Below are 13,816 nucleotides of genomic sequence, written 5' to 3' on the forward strand. Positions count from 1 at the left end.
GTACACCCCTGCACACGGTTTTCTACTCGGCTGACAACACGGCACCCATCCCATGAAACGCACCCAATTCCTGCGCACTTTGGCCCTCACTTTGCCCTTGATCCTGATGGCGCCATGGCCGAGCCAGGCCAACACGGGCAACGTCAGCAAGGTGCGCATCAGCACCTCCGCTGGTGACATCGAAGCCGAGCTGTACGCCGACAAAGCCCCTAAAACAGTGGCCAACTTTTTGCAGTACGTGAAAGACAAGCACTACGACGGCACCATTTTTCACCGCGTGATTTCAAGCTTCATGGTGCAAGGCGGCGGCTATGACGCGCAATACAAAGAAAAGAAAACCCGCCCCCCAGTGCCCCACGAAGGCCGCCAGGCGCTGGCCACAGGCTTGAAAAACACCACCGGCACACTGGCCATGGCCCGCACCAACGACCCGCAATCGGCCACCGCGCAGTTTTTCATCAACGTGGTGGACAACGCCTTTCTGGATCCCACCCCCATCCCTGACGGCGACCCGGTTGCCAAATTTGAATACCAGGGCCGCGTGTATGAAAACGTGGCCCGTGCCCAATTGCTGGGGGCCACCCAGCTTTACGGCTACACCGTTTTTGGCAAAGTCACGTCTGGCATGGACGTGGTCCAAAAAATCCGCAACACGCCAACCGGCGCAGGCGGCCCCTTCCCGACCGATGTTCCCCGGACGCCGGTTGTCATCCAATCCATCACTTTGTTGAAGTAAGACCATGAGCAATCCACAAGTAGAACTGCACATCACCGGCTACGGCGTCATCACCCTCGAACTCGATGCTGAAAAAGCCCCCAAGTCAACCGAAAACTTTCTGGCCTATGTGAACAAAGGCCACTACAACAACACGATTTTTCACCGTGTGATCCCCGGCTTCATGGTCCAGGGTGGTGGCTTTGAGCCCGGCATGAGCCAAAAGCCCACCGACGCGGCCATTGAGAACGAAGCCAACAACGGTCTCAAAAACAACGAATACACCGTGGCCATGGCACGCACCTCGGCCCCCCACTCGGCCACAGCCCAGTTCTTCATCAACGTGGCCGACAACGGCTTTTTGAACCACACCGCCCCCTCCATGCAAGGCTGGGGCTATGCCGTGTTTGGCAAAGTGGTCAAGGGCACCGAAGTGGTGGACCAGATCAAGGGCGTGAAAACCGGCAACCGTGGTGGCCACGGTGACGTGCCCAAAGAAGACGTGGTCATCGAGAAGGCCGTGGCCCTCTGATTCCACCGTCCTTTGCGCGTGCCCGCTGTCATGTCCGCCGCTCTTTCTGCTCAAATGCCCAAGCAGGCGCCAGGCAACGACGTTCATACAGTTGACAACTGGGGTCTGTTACAGGCCCCAGCGGCATGGCACACCGTGGACCTGATTTCCGACTTGCACCTGCAAGCCAGTGAAACAGCCACCTTCGAGGCGTGGCAACACTTCATGGCGACCACGCCCGCCCAATCGGTGCTGATCCTGGGCGATCTGTTTGAGGTGTGGGTGGGCGACGATGCCGTGCCGCTGGACCCGTTTTTGCAACGCTGCGCTGAGGTGCTGCGGCAAGCTTCGCGTCGCTTGCATGTGGGCTTCATGCCCGGCAACCGGGACTTTCTGGTTGGCCCCGACTTTCTCTCAGCCTGCGGCGTGCAGGCATTGACCGACCCGACCGTGCTCTGCCTGGGCAGCCAGCGCCTCTTGCTGACCCACGGCGACGCCTTGTGCCTGGAAGACAAAGCCTATCAAGCCTTTCGCCTGCAGGCGCGCAACCCGCAGTGGCAGCAAGCTTTTCTGGCCAAGACTCTGGAAGAACGCATGGCATTCGCCCGCAGCCTGCGCCAGTTGAGTGAATCACAAAAACACCCAGGCATGCACTTTGCCGATGCCGACCTGCCCATGAGCCTGGCCTGGCTGGCCCAAACCCAAGCCGACCGACTCATCCACGGCCACACCCATCGCCCTGCCGAGCATCCTTTGGGAAGCGCTCAAAGGCATGTGCTCAGCGACTGGTCCTTGGACCACCCCCCGCAGCGCGCCGAAGTGATGCGCTTGCAACGCGACGGTGCATGGGCGCGTCACAGCCTGCTGACTGCCCATTGAAGGCATTGGTCCTGCACGCTGGAATTTGAATTTTTTTCAGCGTCACCCCACAGGTTGGCAGCAACAGAGCCGACATTGCTGGCTTCGGCGAAAGCCCTTGTCGGGGCTGAAGCCGCCGACCTACAAATACACACCCCCTATAGGCCGAGAGGAGGCTATTCCTTCAGCATGGCTTGGGCGTAGCGGTCGGCAGCACCTCGGCTTTGGGCGATCAAGGTCAGGCCTGCCTGTTGGGCCTGAGCCAAGGCTTGTGGTGCTTCCAGCCAGGCCAGCACCTGATTCAAGGCGCCGTCCATATCGCGCACTCGCGCTGCCGCGCCAGCCTCTTCAGCCTGTTGCGAAGCTTCTGCAAAGTTGAAGGTGTGCGGCCCCATGACGATGGGACAGCCAAATGCAGCCGCTTCGATCAGGTTTTGCCCGCCCAAGGGCATGAAACTGCCGCCCAGCAAGGCCATGTCGGCCATCTGAAAGTAAACCGGCATCTCGCCCAGGCTGTCGCCCAGCCAGACGTCGGCCTTAAGGGCCGCTGCGGGCCAGGGCTCAGGCGCTGGGGGCAAGGCGCTGCGCCGAAAAACCGCCCAGCCGCGACCCTGCACCTGTTGGTGCACTTCCTCAAAACGCTGGGGGTGACGCGGCACCAAGAGCCACAGCACGCCCATCGCCTTGAAAGCTTGCGCGCGGTCCACATTGGCCGCCAAAGCGTCCAGCCACAGGTTTTCTTCGCCTTCTCGGGTGCTGGCCAGCATGACCACCGGCCGGGCCGAACCTTGCGCCTTCAAACCGGCACGCCATTGCAGGGCCAGCGCTTTCGCCTCGGGTTGCGGCTTGACGTCGAATTTGAGGTTGCCTAAAACCGCCAAAACCTTGGCCCCCAAAGCCTGCAAGCGCTGGGCATCGGCATCCGATTGGGCAAAAACACCGCTCAAGCCCCGGTAAGCAGGCCCTGACAGGCTGGGCCAACGCTTTGCTGCTTGAAAGGATTTGTCATTCAAACGGGCATTGACCAGGTACAAGGGCACCGCTTGCTGTTGGCAGGCGCGGACCAAGGCGGGCCAGACTTCGGTTTCCATGAGCAGGCCACAACAGGGGCGGTGGTGCTTCAAAAAACGGCGCGTGGCCTCTGGCGTGTCCCAAGGCAACCAGACTTGCGCGTCACCGGGCAGCAGCAGCGCCTGGCCTTGCGCCCTGCCGGTGGCGGTGCTGTGGGTCAGCAACAAACGCATACCCGGAAGGCGCTGACGCAAGGCGTCGATCAACAGGGCTGCGGCGCGGGTTTCTCCCAAAGACACGGCATGCACCCACACCGCTCCGGCCTGCGCAGGCGGGGTGTCGTAATGCCCAAAGCGCTCAGGCACCTGCTGCAAATAGCCGGGCTCGGTGCGTCCACGCCGCTGCAATTTGCGGCGCAACAGGGGCTGCAAGGCCTGCATGAGCAGTGCGTAGCCGCCCAGCGTGAAGCTTTCCTGGAGGTGCTGCATGCGACGCCCCCACGCACTGAGCGGCTGGGCTCTGCCAGCCATCACCGGGTAAACAGCTGCGTGTACACGTCAGCAATGCCCTGGGCTTCTTTGGCCAGAGAAAATTGCGCGATCACCCGCTCACGCGCCGCCCGGCCCATGGCCAGCGCCTGGTCCTGATCGCGCAAGACCTTGAGCACCGCTTGCGCCAGGCCCGGGGCGTCACCGGGCTCCACCATCTCACCCGTCAGTCCGGGCACCGTGATCAAATCAAAAGCGCCGGTGCGCGAGCACACCAGGGCGCATTCCGCCGATGCGGCCTCGAACGGGGTCAGGCCAAAGGGCTCATAGCGCGGGCAGGCCACACACAGCAGGCAACGCTGGTACCACAGGTGGATATCGCTGGTCGGCAATTGCCCCAGAAAGATGATGCGCTCGCTCAGCCCTGCGGCAGCGATTTTGGCGATCAAGGCGTCCTGATACGCCTTGTGCTTGGGCAAGGCCATGCCGGTGATGACTGCCGTGGCGCCGGGCAATTGCGGCAGGGCTTCGATCATGGCGTCCACAAACACATCGGTGCCCTTGGTGGGCCGAATGCGGCCAAACACGCCAATGCCGTATTCACCCGGCAAGCCCGATTCCTTCCAGGCGGTGCGCTTGTCTGCCGGTGGCGAAAAACGTGACAGGTCAATGCCATGCGGCACCACCGCCGTGGTGTTGGGCACAAAGGCGGCGGCCTCTTGGGTGGTCGAAATAACCGCGTCCATTTTGGAGATCAACCAGCGAGGGAAAGCGCTGTGCAAATGCTTGGCCGCCGAGGTGAACACCAGCTTGATGGGCAGGCGCAAGACATCGCGCGCAAAAATGGCTGCCACCATTTCCGGATCACGGCGCACATGCCAGATGCGAAACGCCCGGCCCTCGGGCGGCTTGCGCGAGATTTTGATGGCCTCGCGCAAACTCATGCCGTCAATGCCGTTGGACATGCGCGTTCCGCAAAACCCCAGTCGCCATTGCTGCGCCTGCAAAGGCACCAGCGCATTGATGGTGGCCGACACGCCGGTGTAGCGCTCTTTCAAATTGAAAACGATGACCTCGGGGTCGGGGCTGAGCACGGAGCTGGCGGAATTCATGAGGAGAGCTTTCTGGAAGGAGGCGTGTTCAGTGCGCAGAGGCTTCGATCTGCGCATCGGGCTTGACCGAACGCAGCAGGGCCAGCATTTCGCCTTCGATGCGGTGCAGCGCCGCTTCGGTCTGGCCTTCAAAGCGCAGCACCAGCACGGGGGTGGTATTAGAGGCACGGATCAGGCCAAAGCCATCGGGCCAGTCCACGCGCAGCCCGTCGATGTCCGACACCTTGGCGGGCGCAGTGAAGGCGCTGGCCGCCTTGGCTTGCAGGGCGCGGGTCACGCTGTGCGGCTCGCCTTCGGCGCACTTCACATTCAACTCGGGCGTGCTGAAACTGGTGGGCAAGGCGTTGAGCACGGCGTTGGCATCCGGGCTCTTGCTGACGATTTCCAGCAAGCGGCAACCGGCGTAAGTGCCATCGTCAAAACCGTACCAGCGCTCCTTGAAGAAGATGTGTCCGCTCATCTCGCCGCCCAGCGGGGCCTGGCCGCCTTCGGCCTCAATCGCTTTCATCTTGGCCTTGATCAAGGAGTGGCCGGTTTTGTACATCAAGGCCTTGCCGCCAGCGGCCTCAATGGCCGGGGCCAGGCGCTGCGAGCACTTCACGTCAAACAAAATGGTGCCGCCGGGCACGCGGCTGAGCACGTCCTGGGCAAACAGCTGCATCTGGCGGTCGGGGTAAATGTTGTTGCCGTCTTGGGTCACGATGCCCAGGCGGTCGCCGTCACCGTCAAACGCCAGGCCCAACTCGGCCCCGGAGGTTTTCAGGGCGTTCATCAGGTCTTGCAGGTTTTCGGGCTTGCTGGGGTCGGGGTGGTGGTTGGGAAATTCGCCATCGACCTCGCTGAACAGCTCGATCACTTCGCAGCCCAGGGCGCGGAAAATGCCGGGCGCCGAGGCCCCTGCGATGCCGTTGCCCGAGTCCACCACGATCTTCATGGGACGGGCCAATTGGATGTCGCCCACGATGCGCTGGGTGTAGTCGGCCAGCACATCCAAATGCGACACGCTGCCACCGGCCTTGAGCTGCCAGGTTTCGGCTTCCATCATCTGGCGCAGGGCCTGGATTTCGTCGCCGTAAATGGCACGGCCCGCCAAGACCATCTTGAAGCCGTTGTAGTCCTTGGGGTTGTGACTGCCGGTGACCTGGATGCCGCTTTGGCAGGCGGTGTTGGCCGCAAAGTAGAGCATGGGCGTGGTGGCCATGCCGATGTCGATAACCTGTATGCCTGCGGCCACCAGACCGCGAATCAGCGCGGCCGACAAGCCAGGCCCGCTCAGGCGGCCATCACGCCCGACAGCCACCTGGGTCTGGCCCTCGGCCAGCGCTTGGGTGCCAAATGCCTTGCCCAGGCCTTCGGCCACTTGCTCGTTCAGCGTGGACGGCACCACGCCGCGGATGTCGTAGGCTTTGAAGATGGAGGAGGTGACTTGCATGGGATGAACCAATCAAAAGCCATCAGGCTTGGTTTATGAATTGAATGCGCATTGTAGGCGGCAAGGGCTGGCCAAACAGGGCATCACCATGGGTCCGAAAACAGCACAAACCCGCCGCTTGTGCACACCCGTTTGCCGATAACATGACCGTCAATGCGGCCCCTTCAAACTCCCCCACCCACACAAGCTGCCAGTGAATCAGGCCTGGACGCGCAGCGCTGTTACCAAGCCATGGCCGACAAGGATGCGGCGTGGGATGGGCTTTTTTTCACCGGTGTGACCTCCACCGGCATTTATTGCCGCCCGGTTTGCCGGGTGAAACTGCCCCGCCAAGCCAACTGCCGCTTTTTTGAAACAGCCGCTCAAGCCGAAGCGCAGGGCTTCAGGCCCTGCCTGCGCTGCCGCCCGGAACTGGCACCCGCACGTCGCTTTTGGTCCACCACCGACGCCCAGGCGGTGCTGGCCGAATGCGCGGCCCAACAATTGCAATCGGCCATTCAGCAAGGCCTCAAGCCGCCCAGCATGGCCGCATTGGCGGCGCAGCTGGGCGTGAGCGACCGGCACCTGAGGCGCCTGTTTTTGCGCCATTGGCAGGTCTCGCCCCTGCAATACCTGCAAACCCAAAGGCTGCTGCACGCCAAACAGTGGCTGCAAGACAGCCCCCTGTCGGTGGCCCATGTGGCGCGTGCCAGTGGCTTTGGCTCGGCCAGGCGCCTGTACGCCGCATTTGCCCAGCACTACCAACTCAGCCCGGGGCAACTTCGAACCACAAGCGTGCAGCAGCGCAAGGCCCCCCAGCCCGGCACCGCGCTGGTTTTGCACTACCGCCCGCCTTGTCAAATCGCCACGCTTTGGCAGTTTCTGAGAGACCGCAGCTTGAGCGGCATGGAAAGCTGGGAGGGCCAAGGCCCGGACGCCGTGTTGCGCAGGACGGTGCGCTGTCCCCATGCAAGCCACGCCATCACCGGCTGGCTGGAACTGCGCTGGGACCGCACGCAAGCCGTGGTGCACCTGCTTGCCAGCGCCTCATTGGACCCCGTGTTGCCCCAGGTGGTGGCGCAGGTGCGGGACTGGCTGGACCTGGACGCCGAGCCCGCCCGCATCGCACAGGTCATTGGGCGTGATTTTCCGCAAGCCCTGGGCCAACGTCTGCCCGGCTGTCTGGATGGTTTCGAGCTGGCCGTGCGGGCCATTTTGGGCCAGCAAATCAGCGTCAAAGCCGCCCGCACGCTGGGGCAAAGGCTGGTCAACACACTGGGCGAGCCCTGCAACACCCCCTGGCCCGAGCTGAACCGCACGTTTCCCAGCCCGGCCACTTTGGCGCGAGAAGAAAACGCCGCACACATGGGCAGCCTGGGCTTGGTGCGTCAACGTCAAAAAGCCATACAGGCCCTGGCGCGGGCGGTCGAATCGGGCAGCCTGGACCTCAGCCGCCAAGCCAAACTGGAGCCCACCTTGCAGGCGCTCATGGCCTTGCCCGGCATCGGCCCCTGGACGGCGCACTACATCGCCATGCGCGCCCTGCGCTGGGCAGACGCCTGGCCCGTGCAGGACGTGGCCTTGCAAACCGCCTTGGGCGTGCGTCAGCACCCGCGTCCCACCCAAGCCCTGGAAGCCTTGGGCCAGGCCTGGCGGCCCTGCCGCAGCTATGCCCTGATCGCGGCCTGGCAGCGCTCGGCCCCTCAACCCGAGCGATCCGATCACCCCGAGCCCCACAACCAGAACCACAACCACCCCGCACCATGACACCCCTGTTGACCCAACAATGGAACAGCCCCTTGGGGCCGATGATCCTGGCCGCTTCAGACTTGGGCCTGTGCGGCGTCTGGTTTGAAGGCCAGCGGCATGGCCCCAGCGATGAACGCCTGCGCGGCTGGACAAGCGTCACCGCACACCCGCTGCTGCAAGACGCCTGCGCGCAATTGCAGGCCTATTTCGCAGGCGATCTGAACCGCTTTGATCTGCCACTGGACCTGTCGGCCGGCACCGCATTCCAGCAATCGGTTTGGCGGGCTTTGCTGGGCATCCCGTCTGGCCAAAGCCAAAGTTATGGCGGCCTGGCCCGGCAGCTGAGCAACCCCAAGGCAGTCCGGGCGGTGGGCGCTGCCGTGGGGCGCAACCCGGTGAGTATCATCGTGCCCTGTCACCGCATCCTGGGCGGCGATGGCCAGCTCACGGGCTATGCAGGCGGGCTGTGGCGCAAACAGGCGCTGCTCCAACTTGAAGGCCACCCCATCGCCCTGCCCTCCTCTGCTTCCCTCTTTCCTGAATGACCACTTCTCACGCCAAAGGCTGGCTGGCCGACTTTTTGATTCTGTCGGCCATCTGGGGCTCGTCCTTTTTGTTCATGCGCATGGCGGCCATCGAATTGGGTGCCTTGCCCACCGCCGCCATTCGGGTGGCCATTGCCGCTGTTTTTTTGCTGCCTATCATGCTGGCCAAAGGGCACTGGGCTGAGCTGCGCCGTCATTGGAAACCCGTGCTGTTTGTGGGCGCACTCAACAGCGGCATTCCGTTTGCCCTGTATTCGTTTGCGGTCATGCACATCACCACGGGTTTTTCATCCATCTTGAACGCCACCGTGCCTTTGTTTGGCGCAGTGGTGGCCTGGCTCTGGCTGGGCGACAAGCCCAGCCTGTCACGCACCGTGGGTCTGGCCATCGGTTTTGGCGGCGTGGTGCTGCTGGCCGGTGGACAGGCCAGCTTCAAACCCAACGCCTCGGGCATAGCCCCCGCATGGGCGGTGCTGGCTTGTCTGGCGGCCACCACCTGCTATGCGCTGGCGGCCAGCTTCACCAAAAAACACATCCCCAGCCTGCCCCCGCTGGTCACCGCCACCGGCAGCCAAATCGGGGCCACCTTGGCTTTGCTGTTGCCAGCGCTGTGGTGGCGCCCCGACCACTGGCCCAGCGCCTCGGTCTGGTGGTCCTTGATCACCGTTGGCGTGCTGTGCACCGGCGTGGCCTACATCCTCTATTTCAGACTCATCGAAGTGGCGGGGCCAGCACGCGCTTTGACGGTCACGTTTTTGGTGCCCGTCTTTGCCATCGCTTACGGCGTGCTGTTTCTAGGCGAAACCGTCACCGCCTGGATGCTGCTGTGCGGCGCGGTGATTTTGCTGGGCACATCACTGTCCAGCGGGCTGGTCAAACTGCCGGGGCGTTGAGCGGGGGGCCATGCATTTGTAGGTCGGCGGCTTCAGCCCCGACATGGGGCCTTCGCAAAACCAACAACGTCGGACTCTGCGAGTGCCGACCTACGGGGCGTGGTGCGTGGCCTGAGGCTTCGAGCCTGACATGAACATTTTCACGGGCTGTCCGCGCTGCACATCGCGGGCGCGCAACTGGCCGCAGCCGCCGTCCACATCCTGCCCTGCGGATTGGCGCAGTTTGGTCAGCACACCACGCTGGTGAAGGGTGCGGGCGATGTCGGCGGCGCGTTCCCAACTCGGCCGGGCATAAGGCAGATCGGGCACTGCGTTGTAGGGGATCATGTTCATCAGCGCGTATTTGCCTTTCAGCAAACGCACAATGCCTTCGACCTCTTCGGCGCTGTCGTTGACGCCTTCGATCAAGGTCCATTGGTACTGGATCGGATAGCCCGTCGCGCGGGCATAAATCTCACCGGCTTCCACCAAATCTTGTGGGTCAAAGCGCGGGGCTCGCGGCAGCAGCTGACCTCGCAAATCGGCACGCGTGGTGTGCAGAGACAAAGCCAAGGCAGGCTTGACGCGGCCTTGCGGCAAACGTTCGAACACGCGTGCATCGCCCACCGTGGAAAACACCAGATTCTTGTGCCCGATATTGCCCACCGTGCCCAGCAGGTCGATGGCGTCCATCACCGCATCCAGGTTGTGCGAAGGCTCTCCCATGCCCATGAAGACCACTTTTTTAACGGGCCTGAGCATGCGGGCCAAAGCGACCTGCGCCACGATCTCCGCACTGCCCACCTGGCGAATCAGGCCTTCACGGCCGGTCATGCAAAACACACAGCCCACTGCGCAACCGACCTGGCTGGAAACACACAAGCCATCGCGCGGCAGCAGCACGCTTTCCACCGTCTGGCCGTCTTGCAGACCCACCAGCAAGCGCGCCGAGCCATCTTGAGCCGGGTGCTGTTCGCGCAAGGTGACCAAGGCTGCGAGGGCCTCACTCAAAGCAGGCAGCGCCTCACGCACCGCCGTGGGCATGAAGCTTTCCAGCGGCCTGCGCCCACTGTTTTGCGGTTTGGCTTGGGTCCACAGACGCAGCACGCGCTGCTCGTGCCGCTCGTTGGCGCCCAGGGCACGCAAATGGACCCGAATGTCCTGAATGCTGTGGAAGTTCATCAGTAATGCGGCGGAATCTCGTCACGCAAATTGCGCACTTCAGCGCCACCGCCCGACTCGGGCAGCCGCTCGCGCATCTGGCGCAGTTCCTGAATGAGCGCGTCAATTTGCTGCTGCTGGCGGTACACCTGCGCATTGAGCTGGTCCAGCAGGTCTTCGGTAAAGCCCGCCTTGATTTCCAGATCAACCAGGCGGTTTTCAATAGGGGTGGGTATGTCCATGGGCTGTATTGGACCTGATTTTTTGACGCACGCAGAGGTTACGCCAAAAGTGTCGGACTCTGCGAGTACCGACATACGGGGGCCGTGTATTTGCCGGTCAAAGCCCCTGACATGGGCGCCCTGCCAAGTTGATACAATCCGCGCATCGCCGAGTTAACTGAACTACTTGCAGGGCGATTCACAAATTCTGCTAAAGCGTTCGCCAGGCTCCGGGTTTTCAGGGTCGGCAACGCCGACAAACCTTTGAAAACAGGAGCCTTTTTCATGTCCAACGACTACCTCTTTACTTCCGAATCCGTCTCGGAAGGCCACCCCGACAAAGTCGCCGACCAGATCTCTGATGCGATCCTGGACGCCATCTTTGCGCAAGACCCTCTGAGCCGCGTGGCCGCCGAAACCCTGACCAACACCGGCCTGGTCGTGTTGGCTGGTGAAATCACCACGCAAGCCAATGTGGATTACATCCAGGTGGCGCGTGACACCATCAAACGCATCGGCTATGACAACACCGACTACGGCATCGACCACAAAGGCTGCGCTGTGTTGGTGGCTTATGACAAGCAGTCCAACGACATCGCCCAGGGCGTGGACCACGCGTCCGACGACTTTTTGAACATTGGCGCGGGTGACCAGGGCCTGATGTTTGGCTTCGCCTGCAGCGAAACACCCGAGCTGATGCCCGCCCCGATTTACTACGCCCACCGCCTGATGGAGCGCCAGGCCCAGCTGCGCAAAGATGGCCGTCTGCCCTTCTTGCGCCCCGACGCCAAGAGCCAGGTGACCATGCGTTATGTGGACGGCAAACCCCACAGCATCGACACCGTGGTGCTGTCCACCCAGCACAGCCCCGACCAGTCGGAAACCGCCACCAAGATGAAGGCCAGCTTCACCGAAGCCATCATCGAAGAGATCATCAAGCCCGTGCTGCCCAAAGAGTGGCTGCAAGACACCAAATACCTGATCAACCCCACAGGCCGCTTCGTCATTGGCGGCCCCCAGGGTGACTGCGGCCTCACGGGTCGCAAAATCATTGTGGACACCTACGGCGGCGCTTGCCCCCACGGTGGTGGCGCGTTTTCGGGCAAAGACCCGTCCAAAGTGGACCGCTCGGCCGCTTACGCTGCTCGCTATGTGGCCAAGAACATCGTGGCCGCTGGTCTGGCCACCCAGTGCCAAGTGCAGGTCGCTTACGCGATTGGCGTGGCACGCCCCATGAACATCACCGTCAACACGGCAGGCACTGGCGTGATCGCTGATGACAAGTTGTCTGCCATGGTGGCCGAACACTTTGACCTGCGCCCCAAAGGCATCATCCAGATGCTGGACCTGCTGCGCCCCATCTACAGCAAGACCGCAGCCTACGGCCACTTTGGCCGTGACGAGCCTGACTTCACTTGGGAACGCACGGATCGCGCAGCCGCCTTGCGTGCGGCCGCCGGGCTGTAAACAGACGCGTGTGTGGGCCGGTGTGTGAAGTCGCTCACACACCTTGCCAGCACCAGCCGCTTTCTGAAAGGATCGCGGCTTTTTTTGCGGCTTTTCCTGAACAATGCACGTCTGCCCATCACACAGGACATGCCATGTTCAAAGACCGACTGGATGCCGCGCAGCAATTGGCGCACGCGCTGATTGGATATCGCGGTCAACACCCCCTGATTCTGGCCATTCCCCGAGGGGCGGTGCCCATGGGGCAATGGATCGCCCGGCAACTGGGGGGCGAGCTGGACGTGGTGTTGGTGCGCAAATTGCGCGCGCCTCATCAGGATGAACTGGCCGTGGGCGCCATGGATGAACACGGCAACGCCTTCATCGCCCCGTGGGCGCATGAAGTGGGCGCCGACGCCGCCTATCTGGACCTTGAAAAAGCCCGTCAGATGCACACCCTGCGCCAGCGCCGGGCCTTGTACACGCCAGTGCGCACACCGATTGATCCAAAGGGCCGCCTGGTCATCGTGGTGGACGACGGTCTGGCCACCGGCGCCACGATGCTGGCGGCCCTCCAGGCCGTGCGCCGGCAGGCACCTGCCAAATTGGTGTGCGCCATTCCCGTGGCCAGTGCACACGCGCTGCGCCAAGTGCGTGCGCTGGCAGACGACACCATTTGCCTGTCCACGCCCGACGACTTTCAGGCCGTGGCACAGTTTTACAGGCACTTTCCCGCAGTGGAAGACTCAGAGGCTGTGGCCGTGCTGAGGGAGCACTTGCCGCCACAGGTCTGATGGACATTCGCTCACAGGTTCGGCCCGGTGAAGAGTTCAACATCTAAAGAGGTTGTCAATGGCATCAGCCCCGACATGGGCCTGTCCCGCAGCAATCAAACGTCGGACCTGAGGGTGCCAACCTACGGGGAGGGTGAGCATTCGTAGGTCGGAGGCGTCAGCCTCGACGTAGGGCCTGTGCCGCAATGAACAATTGAACGCGTCTGTGTGACATTGGAATTCAGTTTTGTATCATCGCCCGATGCAAGCCAACCCTTCCAACGAACAGACGCCCCCTTTGCGACAGCTTTTGCTGGTGGAGGACAACCCGCTTTTTGCCGAGCAGATCACCGATGCCATGCGCGGTCTGCCAGACCGTTGGAACGTGCTGGAATTCAGCGAAGGTCTGCAGGCCAAAGCATTTGTCGGCGTGGCGCTCAAGCCTTTTGACCTGGCGCTGATCGATCTGGGCTTGCCCGATGTCAGTGGTATTGAAGTGATCCGCGCTTGCCGTGAACACTTTGCCGACATGCCCATTGTGGTGATTTCGGTGGTCGCTTCGGAAACGGCCGTACTGGCGGCCATCGAGGCCGGTGCCAACGGCTATATCCTGAAAGACGAATCCATCGAAGAAATCACCAAGGGGATCGAGCAAGTGCTCAAAGGGGTGTATCCCCTGAGCCCCCGACTGGCGCGCTATTTGTTCAAGCACCTGTCGGTCTGCAGCGAAAAGCCAGAGGAACGTCAACCCGTGAAGCTCTCACCCAGAGAGCATGAAACCTTGCAAGGGCTTGCGCAGGGCCTGAGCTACGAGCAGGTGGCCGAAAGCATGGGGGTGACGCTGTCAACGGTGCAGTCCAATGTGCGCAGCCTGTACCGCAAGCTGAATGTGAAATCGCAATCCCAGGCGGTGAGCATGGCGCGCAGCTACCAATTGCTTTGA

14 protein-coding genes are annotated in these 13,816 nt (G+C 62.2%); 9 read left to right on the forward strand and 5 right to left on the reverse strand.

Annotated elements, in window-relative coordinates:
- The first annotated feature begins 52 nt into the window (after nucleotides 1–52).
- From AMM33_RS10140 to AMM33_RS10150, 3 genes are read left to right on the forward strand one after another with little or no spacing between them, the layout of a single operon-like run.
- A complete protein-coding gene (locus AMM33_RS10140) occupies nucleotides 53–736 on the forward strand; it encodes a peptidylprolyl isomerase (protein WP_090140969.1) in 684 nt (227 codons plus the stop codon).
- A 4-nt stretch (nucleotides 737–740) separates the two neighbouring features.
- Nucleotides 741–1,247, forward strand: coding sequence for a peptidylprolyl isomerase (locus AMM33_RS10145; RefSeq protein WP_090140971.1), 507 nt, complete (start codon nucleotides 741–743; stop codon nucleotides 1,245–1,247).
- Between the two features lie 54 nt (nucleotides 1,248–1,301).
- Complete coding sequence (locus AMM33_RS10150; RefSeq protein WP_090140973.1) at nucleotides 1,302–2,105, forward strand: UDP-2,3-diacylglucosamine diphosphatase; 804 nt, start codon at nucleotides 1,302–1,304, stop codon at nucleotides 2,103–2,105.
- Nucleotides 2,106–2,260: 155 nt separating this feature from the next.
- Here the strand turns inward: AMM33_RS10150 and AMM33_RS10155 are convergent, their stop codons facing one another.
- From AMM33_RS10155 to AMM33_RS10165, 3 genes are read right to left on the reverse strand one after another with little or no spacing between them, the layout of a single operon-like run.
- Nucleotides 2,261–3,583: a 3-deoxy-D-manno-octulosonic acid transferase gene (locus AMM33_RS10155; RefSeq protein WP_228768067.1), complete on the reverse strand. Its 1,323-nt coding sequence runs from the start codon at nucleotides 3,581–3,583 to the stop codon at nucleotides 2,261–2,263.
- A gap of 41 nt (nucleotides 3,584–3,624) precedes the next feature.
- Complete coding sequence (locus tag AMM33_RS10160; RefSeq protein WP_090140975.1) at nucleotides 3,625–4,695, reverse strand: glycosyltransferase family 4 protein; 1,071 nt, start codon at nucleotides 4,693–4,695, stop codon at nucleotides 3,625–3,627.
- Nucleotides 4,696–4,723: 28 nt separating this feature from the next.
- A complete protein-coding gene (locus tag AMM33_RS10165; RefSeq protein ID WP_090140977.1) occupies nucleotides 4,724–6,127 on the reverse strand; it encodes a phosphomannomutase/phosphoglucomutase in 1,404 nt (467 codons plus the stop codon).
- Between the two features lie 153 nt (nucleotides 6,128–6,280).
- On the opposite strand from AMM33_RS10165, the gene AMM33_RS10170 reads away from it, so the two are divergent.
- Genes AMM33_RS10170 through AMM33_RS10180 form a run of 3 tightly spaced genes read left to right on the forward strand, consistent with a single transcriptional unit; the run spans nucleotide 6,281 to nucleotide 9,293 of the window.
- Nucleotides 6,281–7,873: an Ada metal-binding domain-containing protein gene (locus tag AMM33_RS10170; RefSeq protein WP_090140980.1), complete on the forward strand. Its 1,593-nt coding sequence runs from the start codon at nucleotides 6,281–6,283 to the stop codon at nucleotides 7,871–7,873.
- The gene (locus tag AMM33_RS10175) at nucleotides 7,870–8,400 is read left to right on the forward strand and encodes a methylated-DNA--[protein]-cysteine S-methyltransferase (protein WP_090140982.1); all 531 of its coding nucleotides are present in this window, start codon (nucleotides 7,870–7,872) and stop codon (nucleotides 8,398–8,400) included. The genes AMM33_RS10170 and AMM33_RS10175 overlap by 4 nt, the downstream gene beginning before the upstream one ends.
- Nucleotides 8,397–9,293, forward strand: coding sequence for a DMT family transporter (locus tag AMM33_RS10180; protein WP_090140985.1), 897 nt, complete (start codon nucleotides 8,397–8,399; stop codon nucleotides 9,291–9,293). Before AMM33_RS10175 ends, AMM33_RS10180 begins: the two co-directional genes overlap by 4 nt.
- A 90-nt stretch (nucleotides 9,294–9,383) precedes the next feature.
- Here AMM33_RS10180 and AMM33_RS10185 read toward each other — a convergent pair whose 3' ends face one another.
- Both AMM33_RS10185 and AMM33_RS10190 read right to left on the reverse strand, forming a co-directional pair.
- The gene (locus AMM33_RS10185) at nucleotides 9,384–10,454 is read right to left on the reverse strand and encodes an RNA methyltransferase (protein ID WP_090140987.1); all 1,071 of its coding nucleotides are present in this window, start codon (nucleotides 10,452–10,454) and stop codon (nucleotides 9,384–9,386) included.
- A complete protein-coding gene (locus tag AMM33_RS10190) occupies nucleotides 10,454–10,675 on the reverse strand; it encodes a SlyX family protein (RefSeq protein WP_053175127.1) in 222 nt (73 codons plus the stop codon). The genes AMM33_RS10185 and AMM33_RS10190 overlap by 1 nt, the downstream gene beginning before the upstream one ends.
- A 264-nt stretch (nucleotides 10,676–10,939) precedes the next feature.
- Between AMM33_RS10190 and metK the strand changes: the two genes are divergently transcribed.
- The 3 genes from metK (at nucleotide 10,940) to AMM33_RS10205 (ending at nucleotide 13,816) form a co-directional block, all read left to right on the forward strand.
- On the forward strand, nucleotides 10,940–12,121 hold the full coding sequence (gene metK / locus AMM33_RS10195) for a methionine adenosyltransferase (protein ID WP_090141299.1): 1,182 nt from the start codon (nucleotides 10,940–10,942) through the stop codon (nucleotides 12,119–12,121).
- 134 nt (nucleotides 12,122–12,255) lie between these two features.
- On the forward strand, nucleotides 12,256–12,894 hold the full coding sequence (locus tag AMM33_RS10200) for a phosphoribosyltransferase (RefSeq protein ID WP_090140990.1): 639 nt from the start codon (nucleotides 12,256–12,258) through the stop codon (nucleotides 12,892–12,894).
- 241 nt (nucleotides 12,895–13,135) lie between these two features.
- Nucleotides 13,136–13,816 (forward strand): response regulator, encoded by a 681-nt coding sequence (locus AMM33_RS10205; RefSeq protein ID WP_090140992.1) that lies wholly within the window; start codon nucleotides 13,136–13,138, stop codon nucleotides 13,814–13,816.

This window comes from Limnohabitans sp. DM1 (assembly GCF_001269385.1).
GTDB lineage: Bacteria > Pseudomonadota > Gammaproteobacteria > Burkholderiales > Burkholderiaceae_C > Limnohabitans_A.